This window comes from Kluyvera sp. (genome assembly GCF_965301105.1).
Genome location: NZ_CBDKZX010000010.1, coordinates 68,204 through 84,612, shown reverse-complemented (window position 1 = coordinate 84,612; position 16,409 = coordinate 68,204). Strand labels below are relative to the sequence as shown.

The following is a 16,409-nucleotide window of genomic DNA, read 5'->3' as shown; positions in this document are numbered from 1 at the left end:
GTGCTCAATGCGTAAGCAATGGCTTGGGATCTGCATAGCGGCAGGGCTGCTGGCGGCTTGTTCGAGTGATGATGTTCAGCAACAAACCGTCTCCGCGCCACAACCTGCGGTATGTAATGGTCCTACGGTGGAAATCAGCGGGGCCGATCCACGCTTTGAACCTCTGAACGCGACGGCGAATCAGGATTACGAACGCGACGGCAAGAAATACAAAATCGTCCAGGATCCGGCTAACTTTAGCCAGTCTGGTCTGGCCGCCATCTATGATGCTGAGCCGGGTAGCAATCTGACAGCCATCGGCGAAACCTTTGATCCGACCCAGCTTACCGCCGCGCACCCCACGCTGCCGGTGCCGAGCTACGCGCGTATTACTAACCTGGCTAACGGTCGGATGATCGTCGTGCGCATTAACGATCGCGGCCCGTATGGCAACGATCGCGTCATTTCGCTCTCCCGCGCGGCGGCCGATCGCCTGAACACCTCCAACAATACCAAAGTCCGCATCGATCCGATTATCGTCGCCCAGGATGGTTCACTTTCCGGCCCAGGTATGGCCTGTACCACCGTGGCAAAACAGACCTACGCGCTGCCGAGCCGCCCTGACCTGAGTGGCGGGATGGGCAGCGTCTCTTCTGCGCCACAAGCCGCGGCGCCGCAAGGCGACGTACGCGCCATTAGCAACGATACGCTGACCTCCGCCGACAGCGGCGAAGGCGCACCGGTAAAAAGCAGCGGCTTCCTCGGCGCGCCTACCCCGTTGAATAACGGCGTACTCGAAGAATCTGCGCCAGCGGCAACGGCCGCTCCGGTGACGGCACCGGTCACCGCGCCTGCCAGCACAGCGCCTGCCGCGACTGCGGCGGTTGCTGCACCCGCTGCGGCCGCGGCTGGTGATTATGTGGTTCAGGTTGGCGCCGTCAGCGACCAGGCTCGCGCGCAGCAGTATCAGCAGCGCCTCAGCCAGCAGTTCTCCGTTCCTGGCCGCGTAACGCAAAACGGCGCGGTCTGGCGTATTCAGCTCGGTCCATTCGCCAGCAAAAGCGAAGCCAGCACCTTACAAGGGCGTTTGCAGAATGAAGCACAGCTGCAATCGTTTATTACACACGCCAACTAGAGCACTCAGCGGTGTCCGAATCTTCGTATATGTAAAAGTCATTAACAAAGTCATATACGATGTCGGATGCCTGCCCGCAGGGCATTTGCTATAGTAAGGCACTTTTTTAACTCCATCACGGATGTCGTTGTTCTGACCATGAAGACCTCTTTTTTCGCTCGCTTACTCCTTCCGGCGCTTTCCGTCGCAGCACTGACCTCCGCTGCCCACGCCGATGACCTGAACATCAAAACTATGATTCCAGGCGTTCCGCAGATTGACGCCGAATCCTACATTCTTATTGATTACAACTCTGGCAAGGTTCTGGCAGAGCAGAACGCTGACTCCCGACGCGATCCGGCGAGCCTGACCAAAATGATGACCAGCTACGTCATCGGCCAGGCCATGAAAGCAGGCAAATTTAAAGAGTCCGATCTGGTCACTATCGGCAACGATGCCTGGGCTACCGGTAATCCGGTCTTCAAGGGCTCTTCCCTGATGTTCCTTAAGCCAGGCATGCAGGTCCCGGTTTCACAGCTGATCCGCGGGATTAACCTGCAGTCGGGTAACGATGCCTGCGTGGCGATGGCCGACTACGTCGCCGGCAGCCAGGATGCTTTCGTTGGCCTGATGAACAGCTACGTCAACGCGCTTGGCCTGAAAAACACCCACTTCCAGACCGTACATGGCCTGGATGCTGATGGTCAGTACAGTTCCGCACGCGATATGGCGATGATTGGCCAGGCGCTGATCCGCGACGTGCCGAACGAATACACCATCTATAAAGAAAAAGAGTTCACCTTTAACGGCATCCGTCAGTTGAACCGTAATGGTCTGCTGTGGGACAACAGCCTGAATGTTGACGGTATCAAAACCGGCCACACCGATAAAGCGGGCTACAACCTGGTGGCTTCCGCAACCGAAGGCCAGATGCGCCTTGTCTCCGCCGTCATGGGCGGCCGTACCTTCAAAGGTCGTGAAACCGAGAGCAAGAAGCTGCTGACCTGGGGCTTCCGCTTCTTCGAAACGGTGAACCCGATTAAAGCCGGTAAAGAGTTCGCCTCTGAACCTGCCTGGTTTGGTGATACTGACCGCGCCTCGTTAGGCGTAGACAAAGACGTCTACCTGACCATCCCGCGTGGCCGTATGAAAGACCTCAAGGCAAGCTATGTGCTGACCACCAGCGAGCTGCACGCGCCGCTGCAGAAAAACCAGGTTGTTGGAACCATCAATTTCCAGCTCGACGGCAAAATCATCGACCAGCGTCCGCTGGTAGTGCTGCAGGAAATTCCTGAAGGCAACTTCTTTGGCAAAATCATTGATTACATTAAATTAATGTTCCATCACTGGTTTGGTTAAAAATCACCCACTTGAAAGTGTGATTTCCATCCCCATATACTATGCATAGCTAAAATAACTCCCGCTAACCATGCGGGAGTTATTCTTTTTTAACACTGGAGCTGACATGAAAACCAAACTGAACGAACTGCTTGAATTCCCTACACCGTTTACTTACAAAGTAATGGGTCTGGCGAAACCAGAGCTGGTTGACCTGGTGGTTGAAGTGGTACAGCGCCATGCGCCAGGTGACTACTCTCCGCAGATAAAACCGAGCAGCAAAGGCAATTACCACTCGGTGTCCATTACCATCAATGCTACCCACATTGAGCAGGTTGAGACGCTGTACGAAGAGCTGGGCAATATTGAAATTGTCCGTATGGTGCTGTAATCGCATCTCCGTTACCCGGCACTGCCGGGTAACGCTTCTCCCCTCCTCCCTGTGATATACTCTGCGTCCATCATTTCCCCTCTGCGGAGACGCTGTTTTGGATTTTAATACTCTCCTCATCCGTCAACTGGGCCTACAGCCTTACGAACCCATTTCTCAGGCGATGCACGACTTCACCGACAACCGCGATGAATCCACGCTGGACGAGATTTGGCTGGTTGAGCATCAGCCGGTTTTCACGCAGGGTCAGGCGGGTAAAGCTGAACATGTGCTGGTGCCCGGCGACATTCCGGTCATCCAAAGCGATCGCGGCGGCCAGGTAACCTACCACGGGCCGGGCCAGCAGGTGATGTACGTTCTGCTGAACCTGAAGCGCCGCAAGCTGGGCGTACGCGAACTGGTAACGCTGCTGGAGCAAACCGTCGTCAACACGTTAGCTGAGCTGGGCATTGAGGCACATCCGCGCGCCGATGCGCCGGGCGTCTATGTGGGCGAGAAAAAGATCTGCTCGCTGGGGCTGCGAATCCGTAAAGGCTGCTCTTTCCATGGACTGGCGCTGAATATCGCTATGGACTTATCCCCTTTCCTGCGCATTAACCCTTGTGGCTATGCCGGTATGGAGATGACCCAGGTTTCACAATGGGTGAGTGAAGCGAAGCCGGAAAATATATCCCCAACGCTTGTCAGACATTTTTTAGCGTTGCTAAACAATCCTCCGCACGAATATATCTCTGCTTAATATATTATACATCGCGACCCAATATTGCATTGGGTCGTTAACTCTCTCCATCGCACGCCTTTTATAACGCCGTCAAGTTTCTCTCTTCTTTCAGCGATTCATGTTCTGAAAATGAAGACTGGTTCTCATTTTTTTGCAAAATCACGACAACGATATACACTTAATAAAGCATTAGAATCATTAATGCATTGACCCATAAAGAAAATTTCCATTTCCATCTTGCAGTAAGATGAACTCACCAATCATAATAATAATGAAATCATCAACTATCATTCATGGAGTGAATGAATATGGAGTGAGCAGTGTGGATTATAACAATAAGCCTGAAAATAAAATAAATATGAATGCCGATAATGATACGCCACAAATCTTTCGCACCCTGCGTAATATAGACCTTAACTTATTGACCATATTTGAAGCAGTCTATGTGCATAAAGGCATCGTCAATGCGGCGAAAATCCTGAATCTCACGCCATCGGCCATTAGCCAATCCATCCAGAAACTTCGTCTCCTGTTTCCCGACCCGTTGTTCATTCGCAAAGGACAGGGCGTCACGCCAACGGCCTACGCAACACACCTGCATGAATACATCAGCCAGGGTCTGGAGTCGATACTGGGCGCGCTGGATCTCGACGGCAGCTATGACAAGCAGCGAGTTATCACTATCGGTACGGCGGCATCCGTTGGCGCTATCGTGATGCCGGTTATCTATCAGGTGGTAAAACAAACCTACCCACAGGTGCTGCTGCGCAACGTCGCCGTGACCGATGCCAACACGCAGCTCAGCCAGTTCCAGACGGATTTGGTCATTGACAACCACGAGCATAACAACCCGCGCACGCTGGGCCGTCATGCGCTATTTAGCGATAAACTGGTGCTGGTCTGTCGCCATAACCACCCAGCGCTTAACGAAGAGACATCGGTTGATACCCTGATGCAGTATGAACATACGCTGCTGACGATGGATGGAGCAGGGCAAAACGATCAGTATAAGCGCATTCGCGACATGCTCCCCGACCGCCAGGTCAGCGTAAGCAGTTACAACCTGTTCACTATCGCGTCACTGATTGCCTCAAGCGACCTGATTGGCATTATGCCGCTACGCTTCTACCACATCTTTAAGCAGTGCTGGCCGCTGTGCACGTTGGACTTTGCCCCGCTACAGCAGGAACACGTCGACTTTTCATTGCATTACAACAAACTCAGTCTGCGGGACCCGGTCATGCAAAACATTATCAACGTTATCCAGCAAGCGTTCTGATTCACTTGCCCCTACTTCGCCTTGCCGGCAAAAAAGCATTATTCAACAACTATTTTACAATTTGCCGGCCAGGCAGGCTGCTTTAAACCCCGTTTCAATGGTATACTGCGTGTCATTAATTCAAAAATAGTTGATAAATACAACATTCCCTTGAATTGAAACGCTTTCCCTCGATACTCGGAACTGGAACACGTACGCTATGAGTAAACCCATTGTGATGGAACGCGGTGTTAAGTACCGCGACGCCGATAAAATGGCCCTTATCCCGGTTAAAAACGTGGCAACAGAGCGCGAAGCGCTGCTGCGAAAACCGGAATGGATGAAAATTAAACTTCCGGCAGACTCTTCCCGTATCCAGGGTATCAAAGCGGCCATGCGCAAGAATGGTCTGCACTCCGTGTGTGAAGAAGCCTCCTGCCCGAACCTGGCGGAATGCTTCAACCACGGTACCGCCACCTTTATGATCCTCGGAGCTATTTGTACCCGTCGCTGCCCATTCTGCGACGTCGCCCACGGTCGCCCGGTTGCGCCTGATGCCAATGAACCGCAGAAGCTGGCGCAGACCATTGCCGATATGGCGTTGCGATATGTCGTGATCACCTCCGTGGATCGTGACGATCTGCGCGACGGCGGTGCTCAGCACTTCGCCGACTGCATCTCCGCCATTCGTGAGAAAAGCCCAAGCATTAAGATTGAAACGCTGGTGCCCGACTTCCGTGGCCGTATGGACCGCGCCTTAGAGATCCTGACCGAGACGCCACCCGACGTGTTTAACCACAACCTGGAAAACGTGCCGCGTATTTACCGTCAGGTTCGTCCAGGCGCAGATTACAACTGGTCGCTGAAGTTACTGGAACGTTTTAAAGAAGCGCACCCGGATATCCCAACCAAATCCGGTCTGATGGTCGGCCTCGGTGAAACCAACGCTGAAATCATCGAAGTCATGCGCGATCTGCGCCGCCACGGCGTCACGATGCTGACACTGGGCCAGTACCTGCAGCCAAGCCGTCACCACCTGCCGGTGCAGCGCTACGTTAGCCCGGACGAGTTTGAAGAAATGAAAGCTGAAGCGCTGGCGATGGGCTTTACCCACGCGGCATGCGGCCCGTTCGTGCGTTCATCCTACCATGCGGATCTTCAGGCTAAGGGCCTTGAAGTGAAGTAAGGTCATCGCCTGACGCAAAAAAGCCGCTCTCTTTCGACAGCGGCTTTTTTATTACCCATTATTGAAATAAATTATTTCAATTGAATACATTCAGAAACCTGATTCCATAAAAAAGGGCCACAGCATCGTCATGCTGAAGCCCCTTCCACAGACCATCGGGTCCGGGCATGGCACGCGCTGATCGGCACGCCATGTTAAACGCTGCCCTGCTTACTCTTTATGAGAGAGTTTTTCTGCCGGAGTCTCGTCTGCGCTTTTCTGCGCGGTGGTTTCATCATCATTCATGGCTTTCTTAAAACCTTTGATTGCTGAACCCAGATCTCCACCCAGAGTCCGTAATTTCTTGGTACCAAACACCAGAATAATCAGTGCTGCCACTACCAGTAGTTTGGTAATACTAATCTCACCCATAGATACCTTCTTCTCAAAAACAGGCTGCAGAATGCGCCATATCACCGTAGTTTATTAACGGTCATCTGACGCGTGCACACAATAGCAATCTGTAACAAGGTGAATCAAGCGTTGTTTAAAAAAACGTCACGTTAATTGCGGTAGCGCAAAACGTCGGTTTTGCAGCACCGGAAGCTGCTGGCGAATACGAGACAGATCGTCGCGTCGCAGGTCAGATACAATCAGCAGTGGCTCAACCGATGCGCCGGCCAGCGTCACGCCCAGCGGATCAACTATCCGACTCTGACCGATATTACGCGTTCCGCACTCGCCGCTGGCCACGATGTAACAGGTGGTATCCAGCGCCCGCGCCGCCAGCAGCGTGGCCCAGTGGTGCTCTTTGAGCGGTCCTCGTACCCAGGCGGCAGGCAAGGCCAGAATCTCGGCCCCTTTGAGTGCAAGTGCCAATGCCATATCCGGGAAACGCAGGTCATAGCAGGTCATAAGTCCCACCTGAAACCCCGCCACCTCAAGCAACGGCGGTAGCGTGTTCCCGGCATCCACTCGCTTCGACTCCTGGATTGCGAAAGCGTCATAGAGGTGCAGCTTGTGATAATGGGTAATCACCTCACCGCCGCGCAGCGCCACCAGGGTATTGCAGGCTCTTCCCGCCGTCGAGGGCGTATGAATGGTCAATATCGTTGTCAGCGTGTCACGGCGGCTTTGTGTTTTCAGATGCTGCATAAAACCGCCGTCCAGCGATTGCGCCGACTTCACCGACATATCCGGGTCGCTATCGCTGCGCGCCAGCAGAGCCTCTGGCAACACCAGTAGGTCAGCACGCTGTTCCGCTGCCGCCTGCATCAGCGACACGCTGGTTTGCGCATTCTGCCGCCACTCCGACGTGACGATAAACTGCCCTGCGGCAACTCGCATAGCGTCTCCTTACGTTTTTCCAATATATCAAGATGATGAATACTGATGAGTATATAGCCAGATTCACCTGGCAGGGTTAAACTCTGCTGACGATTCGACAATGGCAGGAAATTCGCATGACGCAACTTTTGTTGGCCGTGTTTATCGGCGGCGGCACCGGCAGCGTTGCCCGCTGGCTACTCAGCTTTCGCTTTAATCCTTTGCACCATGCGCTGCCGCTGGGAACGCTGGCGGCGAATCTGCTGGGCGCATTTATTATCGGCGCGGGTCTTGCCTGGTTTAATCGGCTGCCGCATATCGATCCGGTATGGAAAGTGTTGATTACCACCGGCTTCTGCGGTGGATTGACAACCTTCTCTACCTTTTCAGCGGAAGTGGTATTTCTTTTACAGGCGGGAAAGGTCAGCTGGGCGCTGCTTAACGTGGCCGTCAACCTGTTTGGTTCTTTCGCCATGACGGCCCTGGCGTTCTGGCTGTTCAGTGCCAGCAGTCAGGGGTAAAAGAAAGATAAAAAAAAACCCGCACTTAAGCGGGTTTTGAATTCTGACTGCTAATTTTCGCTTACAGAGCGATGACGTTAGCAGCAGAAGGGCCTTTGGCACCGTTAGTGATTTCGAACTCTACACGCTGACCTTCAGCCAGAGTTTTAAAACCATTGGTCTGGATTGCAGAGAAGTGTACGAACACGTCTTTGCTGCCATCTTCCGGAGTAATGAAACCGAATCCTTTGGACTCATTAAACCACTTAACGTTACCTTTAATCTTAGACATCAAAATTACCTTTATATGAAAAAACGACACTAATCTGTGTCAGTTAACAGTACAACAATTGTCGTGCGTTTTGTCCAGCCCAAGTTCGTTAAAAAGTGATAAATGTCGCTAACTTTTATTTGCAGGTTGACATTATCCCACTCCTGGTTCCAGGACCCGTTATCAGAACTGGAAACGTAGCCAGGCAAAGTAGACATTGCCGTTGTTATACGTGCCCGGGATGTAGGTCATCTGGAACGTCGCCGGCCCATAGCCGATGGAGGCCAGGGGCAGCACAACCGGCAGCGGAATGTAGTTCCAGTTATCGCGGGCGGTCACCCCAATGGTGTAACCCAACCCAAGGTGGAAGTTATCATCCGCCAGCGGGCGCCAGGTCTTCTCCCAGCCGTAGCCGCCAATAGGCTCCCATTTATTAAAGGAATCCTTAAAAGCCATCAGGTAAATGCCGTGCCAGTTGCCCTTATCATCCCAGCGCGACACGCCGCCCCCCGCTCCCCAGGGGCGCTCATTGTACTTGTCTGTCTTTTCTTTATCGTAGGCAAAACGCGCATGCCAGGTGATGGCTGGCACGTACAGATCGTAGTGCTGCGGTTCATCCCACGTCTTTACAACATTATTGCTCAGCGTGTTATAGCCATCTTTAATGGTTTCCGTAAAAGAAGCCTCAGCAGGATACGCTGCACCAGACAGCCCCGCGAAAATCAGCGATAGCGAGAAAATTTTATTTAGTTTTAACACGATAGACTTGCCAATAAATTATCCATTAAGAATAGTCTAACAAGGATAAACTCAATAGCAGTGCAACGGTACCAATCGATAGCCGTTTTTTCACCGCTTAACAACAAATTAGAATATTCTTAGATAATCGTCAAACCAGAGTGAGACTTGAATGCGAATAATATTCTTTTATAAGAAAAAATTGTAACCGTATTTAGATCTCGTAAGGAAGAATGGCCTATGCCTTTAATATTAGCCGAATTAAAACTCGTATTATTCTCTTAATATTCCTGATATTTTCCTGGCAGATTATTTAAAATCCAGTTCGTCGCAGTTAAGCGTTTTAAATACTTCACGCCAGGAGATAAAAAACGCGCTCACCTCCTCACGAGCTCGACCCCGCCATGCCACCTTCACGCCGCTACCTTGTTGAAAAAACAACATTTCATTTACCTTTTTTGTTTAATATTCGACCAGGCAACTATACTTACTGACAGGTCAATGTTCCGCTTTGTGAGTACATCGTGTAAATTGCATCGTCATGGTCTTTAATTAGTCTCTTTTTTGATTTTCATCAGCTAAATTTGCCGCTTTTTTCGGCACATTTCACCACTTACTTTTTGATGCTGTTCTGTATCAATTTTTATAACTGGGCGATAGGTGTTAATAATGTTAACGTTCTTTGAACTCCTGATTGGTGTTGTGGTTATCGTGGGCGTAGCCCGCTACATCATCAAAGGATATTCCGCAACGGGTGTCCTTTTTGTTGGTGGTCTGCTGCTACTGATTGCCAGCGCGTTGATGGGGCATAAGATTTTACCAAACAGCGCAACCAGCACCGGCTACTCTGCAACCGACATCGTTGAATATATTAAAATTCTGCTGATGAGCCGTGGCGGCGATCTCGGCATGATGATTATGATGCTCTGCGGCTTTGCCGCCTATATGACCCATATCGGCGCTAACGATATGGTCGTCAAACTGGCATCAAAACCGCTGCAATATATTAACTCGCCATATTTACTGATGATTGCCGCTTATTTTGTGGCGTGCCTGATGTCGCTGGCGGTCTCTTCGGCAACCGGACTTGGCGTACTGCTGATGGCGACGCTGTTCCCGGTAATGGTTAACGTCGGTATTAGCCGTGGCGCCGCAGCCGCTATTTGTGCCTCTCCGGCCGCCATAATTCTCTCCCCTACCTCCGGCGACGTCGTATTGGCCGCGAAGGCCGCAGAGATGCCGTTAATCGATTTCGCTTTCAAAACCACGCTGCCTATCTCCATCGCCGCGATTATCGCAATGGCTATCGCCCATTTCTTCTGGCAGCGCTATCTGGACAAGAAAGAACATATCTCGCACGAGATGCTGGATGTCAGCGAAATTACCACCACAGCCCCGAGCTTCTACGCCATTCTGCCGTTCACGCCAATTATTGGCGTGCTGATTTTCGACGGCAAATGGGGCCCGGAACTGCATATTATCGCCATTCTGGTGATTTGCATGCTGCTGGCCGCCGTGCTGGAATTCTGTCGTGGCTTTAACACTCAGAACGTATTTGCCGGCCTCGAAGTCGCGTATCGCGGAATGGCCGACGCCTTTGCCGGCGTGGTCATGCTGTTGGTTGCAGCAGGCGTTTTCGCTCAAGGCTTGAGCACTATCGGTTTTATCAATAGCCTGATCTCCATCGCGACCTCGTTTGGGTCCGCCAGCATTATCCTGATGCTGGTACTGGTGGTGCTGACCATGTTGGCCGCGATGACCACCGGTTCCGGTAACGCGCCGTTCTACGCCTTCGTCGAGATGATTCCAAAACTGGCGCACTCATCCGGCATTAACCCGGCCTATCTCTCCATTCCGATGCTGCAGGCCTCCAACCTGGGTCGTACCATCTCCCCGGTCTCCGGCGTGGTGGTCGCGGTCGCCGGGATGGCAAAAATCTCGCCGTTCGAAGTGGTCAAACGTACCTCAGTACCGGTTCTTGTTGGCCTGTTGGTGGTCATTATCGCCACGGAAATTCTGGTTCCCGGCGCTGCCACGTAATCATTGATTGATGAAATAAATAAGGCGCCTGAGGGCGCCTTATTTTATTATGTAATAACGTCACTAAATGATTTAAAACGTGGAGTCAGGAAAATGCTAAGGAAGAATATTGTGTCAGGATGCGCGCTGTTGCTCTGCGCCGGTAGCCTACAGGCTGCCCCTCTCGCACCGACACAATATGGTGACTTCGATCGTTATGTGCTGGCGCTCTCCTGGCAAACCGGTTTTTGCCAGAGTCAGCATGACAGAAATCGCAAAGAACCACTGGAATGTCAGCAGCCAAAAGAAGCGGCCAACAAAGCCGACTACTTGACGGTTCACGGCCTATGGCCCGGCCTGCCCGCGTCGATCGCCGCACGCGGAGTCGATAATAATCGCTGGATGCGCTTTGGTTGCGCCACGCGCCCCATTCCCAATATGCCGGAAGCGAAAGCCAGCCGTAAATGCGCCGCCGAAGAGACCGGTCTGTCGCTGGAAGTGGCTAATAAGCTCAACCAGGTTATGCCCGGCAGCGGTGGAAAAAGCTGTCTTGAGCGCTATGAATACGCCAAACACGGCGTCTGTTTTGGTTTCGATCCCGACGCCTACTTCAGTACGATGGTACGTCTGAATAGCGAAGTGAAACAGAGCGCAATCGGCAAATTCCTCGCCGCCAATTACGGTAAAACCGTGACTCGCGCCAGCTTCGACAACGCAGTAGCCTCGGCCTTTGGCAAAGAGAACGTCAAAGCCGTTAAGCTCACCTGTAACGGTAATCCGGCCTATCTGACGGAAATGCAAATTGCCATTAAATCCGCCAGCATCAACGACCCGCTCACCGCCGCGTCTCTGCTGCCGCAGCCACATCCAGGCAACTGCAGCAAACAGTTCGTGGTGGATCAAAACGGTTATTGATCCCCAGCCCCCGGAGCCGGGGGCTGCATACCGTTATTTCTGAATGAATGCCAGCAGATCGTCGTTGATCTGATGTTTGTGAGTCGTACAGATCCCGTGCGATCCGCCTTTATAAACCTTCAGCTCCGCGTTCGGTAGAATTTCCGCCGCGACCTTGCCACAGGTTTCAAACGGCACAATCTGGTCGTCATCGCCGTGAATCACCAGCGTCGGTACCGTTATCTTACGCAGGTCTTCACGTAAATCAGTCTCCGAGAACGCTTTGATACAGTCGTAAAGCGCTTTTATAGAACCTTGCAACCCTTGCTCGACAAACCCTTCACGCACCGCCTTCGACTCCTTTGCGCCCGCGCGATTATAGCCATAGAATGCCGCCGACAGCTCATAGAAGAAAGCACCACGGTCCTCTATCACGCCGTTGCGAATACCGTCAAACACCTCAAGCGGTACGCCGTTAGGGTTGAAGTCCGTTTTCACCATAATTGGCGTCACCGCGCCAATCAGCACCGCTTTTGCCACCCGACTGGTCCCATGACGACCAATGTAGTGAGCCACTTCACCGCCGCCGGTAGAGTGTCCGACGTGCACCGCATCTTTCAGATTAAGATGCGAGGTCAACTCCGCCAGATCGTCGGCGTACTGATCCATATTATGTCCGTCCCAGGGTTGTGCCGAACGTCCGTGGCCTCGTCTATCGTGGGCGATGACACGATACCCTTTCGAACCCAGATACAGCATCTGATCCTCAAAGGCATCAGACGTTAACGGCCAGCCATGGCTAAAGACAATGGGCTGTCCGCTCCCCCAATCTTTAAACCAGAGGTAACTACCATCTTTCAGGGTCAGTTTATCGAAACCGCTCATACGATCTCCTGTGTTGGAAGGACGCTGCCAGGTGCAGCCTAAAAAGAATAATCCAGATTTATAAGTTGCGAGGTATTTCGCATAAAATTCACACAACAAAGAGTATTGCCATCTGCGAATGTGCGTTCCATCACTTCAAACCTGATGCCAGGATCAGTATGATGGAATCAGATGAACCCTTGCCGCTGGCGGTGAGGGTTTTCTTTTGGATAATCGATAGACATGGAGTAAATAATGACCAGACCTGCCATCATTATTAATGAGTTCGATGCCGAGCGTATCGACCGCCTGCTTGAGCAACCTGCTTACGCAAATTCCCCGGTGGCGAGCGCGCTAAACGACGAACTGGATCGTGCCCAGATGTGTGCCCCAGAAGACATGCCGCACGATGTAGTCAGTATGAATAGCCAGGTCAGATTCCGCGATCTCACCACCGGCGAAGAACGCGTCCGCACGCTGGTCTTCCCGGCCCAGATGACCGACAGCAGCAGCCAGCTCTCGGTGATGGCCCCGGTTGGCGCGGCCCTGCTCGGCCTGCGCGCAGGCAATACTATTCACTGGGAGCTACCGGGCGGTGCCTCAACGCACCTGGAAGTACTTGAACTGCTGTATCAGCCGGAAGCCGCCGGCGAATTTCATCGTTAATTCCGCGCAATAGTAGCCTAAGAGGGTGCCCGGCATCCTCTTTCTGCCCCGCCTGACCAAACTTTACAACTCCCTTCTCTTCGATAAACTATTTTGCGAACTGAATGACATATTCAAAACGCATTATGTGTTTTGATTGTTCTACAAAGACAAGGAGGAGCCTATGTACAAAACAATCATTATGCCAGTTGATGTTTTTGAGATGGAGTTGAGTGACAAAGCGATTCGTCACGCAGAGTTTTTGGCCCAGCAGGATGGCATTATCCATCTGCTGCATGTGTTGCCCGCATCGGCCAGCTACACCATGAGCCGTTTTGCCGCCGATCTACGCCGCTTTGAGGAGCATCTTCAGCAGGAAGCGGAAAGCCGCCTGACCACCATGGTCAGCCACTTCACGCTCGATCCTTCCCGTATCAAGCTACACGTTCGTCTGGGTAGCGTCCGCGACGCGGTCAACGAACTGGCGGAAGAACTGGGGGCAGATATGGTGGTGATTGGGTCACGTAACCCTTCAATCAGCACGCACCTTCTGGGTTCCAACGCCTCCAGCGTGATTCGCCACGCACACATTCCGGTACTTGTTGTTCGCTGAGCCCGGCATAATCCGCAAAACAAAAAAAGGCCACCTTTCGGTGGCCTTTGACATTGCAGGCATTGTCTTCTTTTTTATGCTGTTTTGGTGCGAATCAGATAATCGAACGCGCTCAGTGACGCTTTCGCACCTTCGCCGGCGGCGATAATAATCTGTTTGTAAGGCACGGTAGTACAGTCACCCGCGGCGAATACGCCTTTAACGTTCGTTTCGCATTTCGCATCGATGATGATTTCGCCCATGCGGTTACGCTCAACTGCGCCTTCCAGCCAGGTGGTATTCGGCAGCAGACCAATCTGTACGAAGATCCCCGCCAGCGCCACGTGGTGCTCATCGCCGCTCACACGGTCACGATACTGCAAACCGGTGACTTTGGTGCCGTCGCCTTTCACTTCGGTGGTTTGCGCATTCAGAATGATGTCAACGTTCTTCAGGCTGCGCACTTTATCCTGCAGCACCTGATCGGCTTTCATTTCCGGGGCAAACTCCAACAGCGTAACGTGTTCCACCACGCCCGCCAGGTCGATTGCGGCTTCCACACCGGAGTTGCCGCCACCGATCACCGCCACGCGTTTGCCTTTAAACAGCGGGCCGTCGCAGTGCGGGCAATAGGTTACGCCCTTAGTACGATACTGATCTTCACCCGGTACGTTCATGTTACGCCACTTAGCGCCGGTCGCGATAATGATGCTGCGCGCTTTCAGCACCGCGCCGGAGGCGGTTTCAATCTGATGCAGGCCGCCTTCAACAGCGGCAGGCACCAGCTTAGCCGCGCTCTGGGAATCAATCACGTCCACATCATATTCGCTCACGTGCGCCTTCAGCGCGCCCGCCAGCTTCTGACCTTCGGTTTTCGGCACGGAGATATAGTTTTCAATATCAACGGTATCCAGCACCTGGCCGCCAAAGCGTTCGCCCATCAGACCGGTACGAATGCCTTTACGTGCCGAGTAGACTGCCGCCGCCGCGCCAGACGGGCCGGAACCGACAATCAATACCTCATACGCATCACGCTTATTCAGCTCTTCCGCCGCGCGTTTTTCCGCACCGGTGTCCACTTTCGCGACGATTTCCGCCAGCGTCATACGGCCCTGACCGAACTCCTGACCGTTAACATAAACGGCTGGAACGCCCATCACGTTACGTTCGGTGATTTCGTTCTGGAAGGTGCCGCCGTCAATCGCCGTATGCTTGATACGTGGGTTCAGCACCGACATCAGGTTCAACGCCTGCACCACATCCGGACAGTTATGGCACGACAGCGAGTAATAGGTTTCAAACTCAAAATCGCCGTCGATATCGCGAATTTGCTCCAGCAGAGACTGCGTTTCTTTCGACGGGTGACCACCAGTCCACAGCAGCGCCAGCACCAGCGAGGTAAACTCGTGGCCCAGCGGGGAACCGGCAAAACGTGGCCCCTGATGAGAACCTGGGTTGGTGATCAGGAATGACGGCTTGCGTACAGCAAGGGTATTGTCTTCTTTAAAGGTGACTTTGTCTGACAGTTCAGCAATTTCAGCCAACAGTTCCTTGATCTCTGCCGATTTAGCGCTGTCATCCAGCGTGGCAATCAGCTCAACAGGTTTGGTCAGCTTCTCAAGATAGGCCTTGAGCTGGGTTTTCATGTTGGTGTCGAGCATTGTTATCTCCTGGGCTTAAAACATCATCATGCAAGCGGCCTCACGCGGCAGCCTGAATGCGCTTGCATCATGGACGCTAATAAGAAATTCGGGTGCTGGCGCACCCGTTTTTAAAGGGGGCTATTTCCTGAGTGTTTCGCGTCACAGCATGGCGCTGTGGCGCGAAAGACGACGGAAATTTAGATTTTACCGACCAGGTCCAGAGATGGAGCCAGAGTCGCTTCGCCTTCTTTCCATTTCGCCGGGCATACTTCGCCTGGGTGAGAAGCAACGTACTGAGCCGCTTTGATTTTACGCAGCAGGTCAGACGCATCACGGCCGATACCTTCAGCGGTAACTTCGATTGCCTGGATGATACCCTGCGGGTCAACAACGAAGGTTGCACGGTCAGCCAGACCTTCATCTTCACGCATGTTGTCGAAGTTACGGGTCAGGGCGCCAGTCGGGTCGCCGATCATCGCATATTTGATTTTTGCGATGGTGTCAGAGCTGCTGTGCCATGCTTTGTGGGTGAAGTGAGTGTCAGTAGACACAGAGTACACGTCCACGCCCAGTTTCTGCAGCTCTTCGTAATGGTCTGCAACGTCGCCCAGTTCGGTCGGGCATACGAAGGTGAAGTCAGCCGGATAGAAGAAGAAGACGCTCCAGCGGCCTTCGGTATCTTTCTCAGTGACTTCGATGAACTCACCGTTTTTGAACGCCTGGTTTTTGAAAGGTTTGATTTTAGTATTAATTAAAGACATCGAGTACTTCCTCCGTGTTTTCGTTGAGGTCTAAGTTAACGAATAATTCCTGATTCGACCAATGCGTTTACATTATCAAATCAATAAGCGTTATCTAACAACCGGAACAAGACAACTTTGTGAACCTGTGTCCGGGGATACGCACGAAACGCTCATCCCCAAACGTAAAAAGGCCGCAACAAGGCGGCCC

General features: G+C 52.5%; 18 protein-coding genes. 11 read left to right on the top strand and 7 right to left on the bottom strand.

The features are described 5' to 3' along the window. Positions 1–7 precede the first annotated feature (7 nt). From rlpA to lipA, 6 genes are all read left to right on the top strand, one after another. On the top strand, positions 8–1,114 hold the full coding sequence (gene rlpA / locus ACW14G_RS06735; RefSeq protein WP_163446150.1) for an endolytic peptidoglycan transglycosylase RlpA: 1,107 nt from the start codon (positions 8–10) through the stop codon (positions 1,112–1,114). A gap of 138 nt (positions 1,115–1,252) precedes the next feature. After that, on the top strand, positions 1,253–2,452 hold the full coding sequence (dacA, locus tag ACW14G_RS06730; RefSeq protein ID WP_163446151.1) for a D-alanyl-D-alanine carboxypeptidase DacA: 1,200 nt from the start codon (positions 1,253–1,255) through the stop codon (positions 2,450–2,452). A gap of 106 nt (positions 2,453–2,558) precedes the next feature. Beyond that, positions 2,559–2,822 carry a DUF493 family protein YbeD gene (ybeD, locus tag ACW14G_RS06725; RefSeq protein ID WP_035894333.1) on the top strand — a complete coding sequence of 88 codons (264 nt, stop codon included), beginning with the start codon at positions 2,559–2,561 and terminating at the stop codon, positions 2,820–2,822. Positions 2,823–2,919: 97 nt separating this feature from the next. Beyond that, entirely contained in the window at positions 2,920–3,561 is a 642-nt protein-coding gene (gene lipB / locus ACW14G_RS06720; RefSeq protein WP_065355505.1) for a lipoyl(octanoyl) transferase LipB, read from the top strand. Positions 3,562–3,865: 304 nt separating this feature from the next. After that, positions 3,866–4,822, top strand: a complete 957-nt coding sequence (locus ACW14G_RS06715; RefSeq protein WP_223802166.1) for a YbeF family transcriptional regulator — start codon at positions 3,866–3,868, stop codon at positions 4,820–4,822. 199 nt (positions 4,823–5,021) lie between these two features. Further along, positions 5,022–5,987 carry a lipoyl synthase gene (lipA, locus tag ACW14G_RS06710; protein WP_064548228.1) on the top strand — a complete coding sequence of 322 codons (966 nt, stop codon included), beginning with the start codon at positions 5,022–5,024 and terminating at the stop codon, positions 5,985–5,987. A 210-nt stretch (positions 5,988–6,197) separates the two neighbouring features. On the opposite strand, the gene tatE is transcribed toward lipA, so the two are convergent. After that, positions 6,198–6,398 (bottom strand): twin-arginine translocase subunit TatE, encoded by a 201-nt coding sequence (gene tatE, locus ACW14G_RS06705; RefSeq protein ID WP_052284794.1) that lies wholly within the window; start codon positions 6,396–6,398, stop codon positions 6,198–6,200. Between the two features lie 126 nt (positions 6,399–6,524). Next, positions 6,525–7,313 (bottom strand): deaminated glutathione amidase, encoded by a 789-nt coding sequence (locus ACW14G_RS06700; protein ID WP_249022162.1) that lies wholly within the window; start codon positions 7,311–7,313, stop codon positions 6,525–6,527. A 116-nt stretch (positions 7,314–7,429) separates the two neighbouring features. On the opposite strand from ACW14G_RS06700, the gene crcB reads away from it, so the two are divergent. Then, positions 7,430–7,813 carry a fluoride efflux transporter CrcB gene (gene crcB, locus ACW14G_RS06695; protein WP_163446154.1) on the top strand — a complete coding sequence of 128 codons (384 nt, stop codon included), beginning with the start codon at positions 7,430–7,432 and terminating at the stop codon, positions 7,811–7,813. A gap of 61 nt (positions 7,814–7,874) precedes the next feature. On the opposite strand, the gene cspE is transcribed toward crcB, so the two are convergent. Together cspE and pagP are read right to left on the bottom strand one after the other, a co-directional pair. Next, on the bottom strand, positions 7,875–8,084 hold the full coding sequence (gene cspE, locus ACW14G_RS06690; protein WP_000034825.1) for a transcription antiterminator/RNA stability regulator CspE: 210 nt from the start codon (positions 8,082–8,084) through the stop codon (positions 7,875–7,877). Positions 8,085–8,246: 162 nt separating this feature from the next. Beyond that, a complete protein-coding gene (pagP, locus tag ACW14G_RS06685; protein ID WP_347291255.1) occupies positions 8,247–8,804 on the bottom strand; it encodes a lipid IV(A) palmitoyltransferase PagP in 558 nt (185 codons plus the stop codon). Between the two features lie 666 nt (positions 8,805–9,470). Between pagP and dcuC the strand changes: the two genes are divergently transcribed. Then, the gene (gene dcuC / locus ACW14G_RS06680; RefSeq protein WP_249022163.1) at positions 9,471–10,841 is read left to right on the top strand and encodes an anaerobic C4-dicarboxylate transporter DcuC; all 1,371 of its coding nucleotides are present in this window, start codon (positions 9,471–9,473) and stop codon (positions 10,839–10,841) included. 93 nt (positions 10,842–10,934) lie between these two features. Next, on the top strand, positions 10,935–11,735 hold the full coding sequence (gene rna / locus ACW14G_RS06675) for a ribonuclease I (RefSeq protein WP_167576411.1): 801 nt from the start codon (positions 10,935–10,937) through the stop codon (positions 11,733–11,735). Between the two features lie 33 nt (positions 11,736–11,768). Here rna and ACW14G_RS06670 read toward each other — a convergent pair whose 3' ends face one another. After that, positions 11,769–12,599, bottom strand: coding sequence for an alpha/beta fold hydrolase (locus ACW14G_RS06670; protein WP_163449642.1), 831 nt, complete (start codon positions 12,597–12,599; stop codon positions 11,769–11,771). 234 nt (positions 12,600–12,833) lie between these two features. Between ACW14G_RS06670 and rnk the strand changes: the two genes are divergently transcribed. Next, positions 12,834–13,244 (top strand): nucleoside diphosphate kinase regulator, encoded by a 411-nt coding sequence (rnk, locus tag ACW14G_RS06665; RefSeq protein WP_249022164.1) that lies wholly within the window; start codon positions 12,834–12,836, stop codon positions 13,242–13,244. Positions 13,245–13,407: 163 nt separating this feature from the next. Further along, positions 13,408–13,836, top strand: coding sequence for a universal stress protein UspG (gene uspG, locus ACW14G_RS06660; RefSeq protein ID WP_064548214.1), 429 nt, complete (start codon positions 13,408–13,410; stop codon positions 13,834–13,836). 74 nt (positions 13,837–13,910) lie between these two features. On the opposite strand, the gene ahpF is transcribed toward uspG, so the two are convergent. Further along, positions 13,911–15,476 (bottom strand): alkyl hydroperoxide reductase subunit F, encoded by a 1,566-nt coding sequence (ahpF, locus tag ACW14G_RS06655; protein ID WP_167576412.1) that lies wholly within the window; start codon positions 15,474–15,476, stop codon positions 13,911–13,913. 179 nt (positions 15,477–15,655) lie between these two features. After that, the gene (gene ahpC / locus ACW14G_RS06650) at positions 15,656–16,219 is read right to left on the bottom strand and encodes an alkyl hydroperoxide reductase subunit C (RefSeq protein ID WP_004859485.1); all 564 of its coding nucleotides are present in this window, start codon (positions 16,217–16,219) and stop codon (positions 15,656–15,658) included. Between the last annotated feature and the right edge of the window lie 190 nt (positions 16,220–16,409).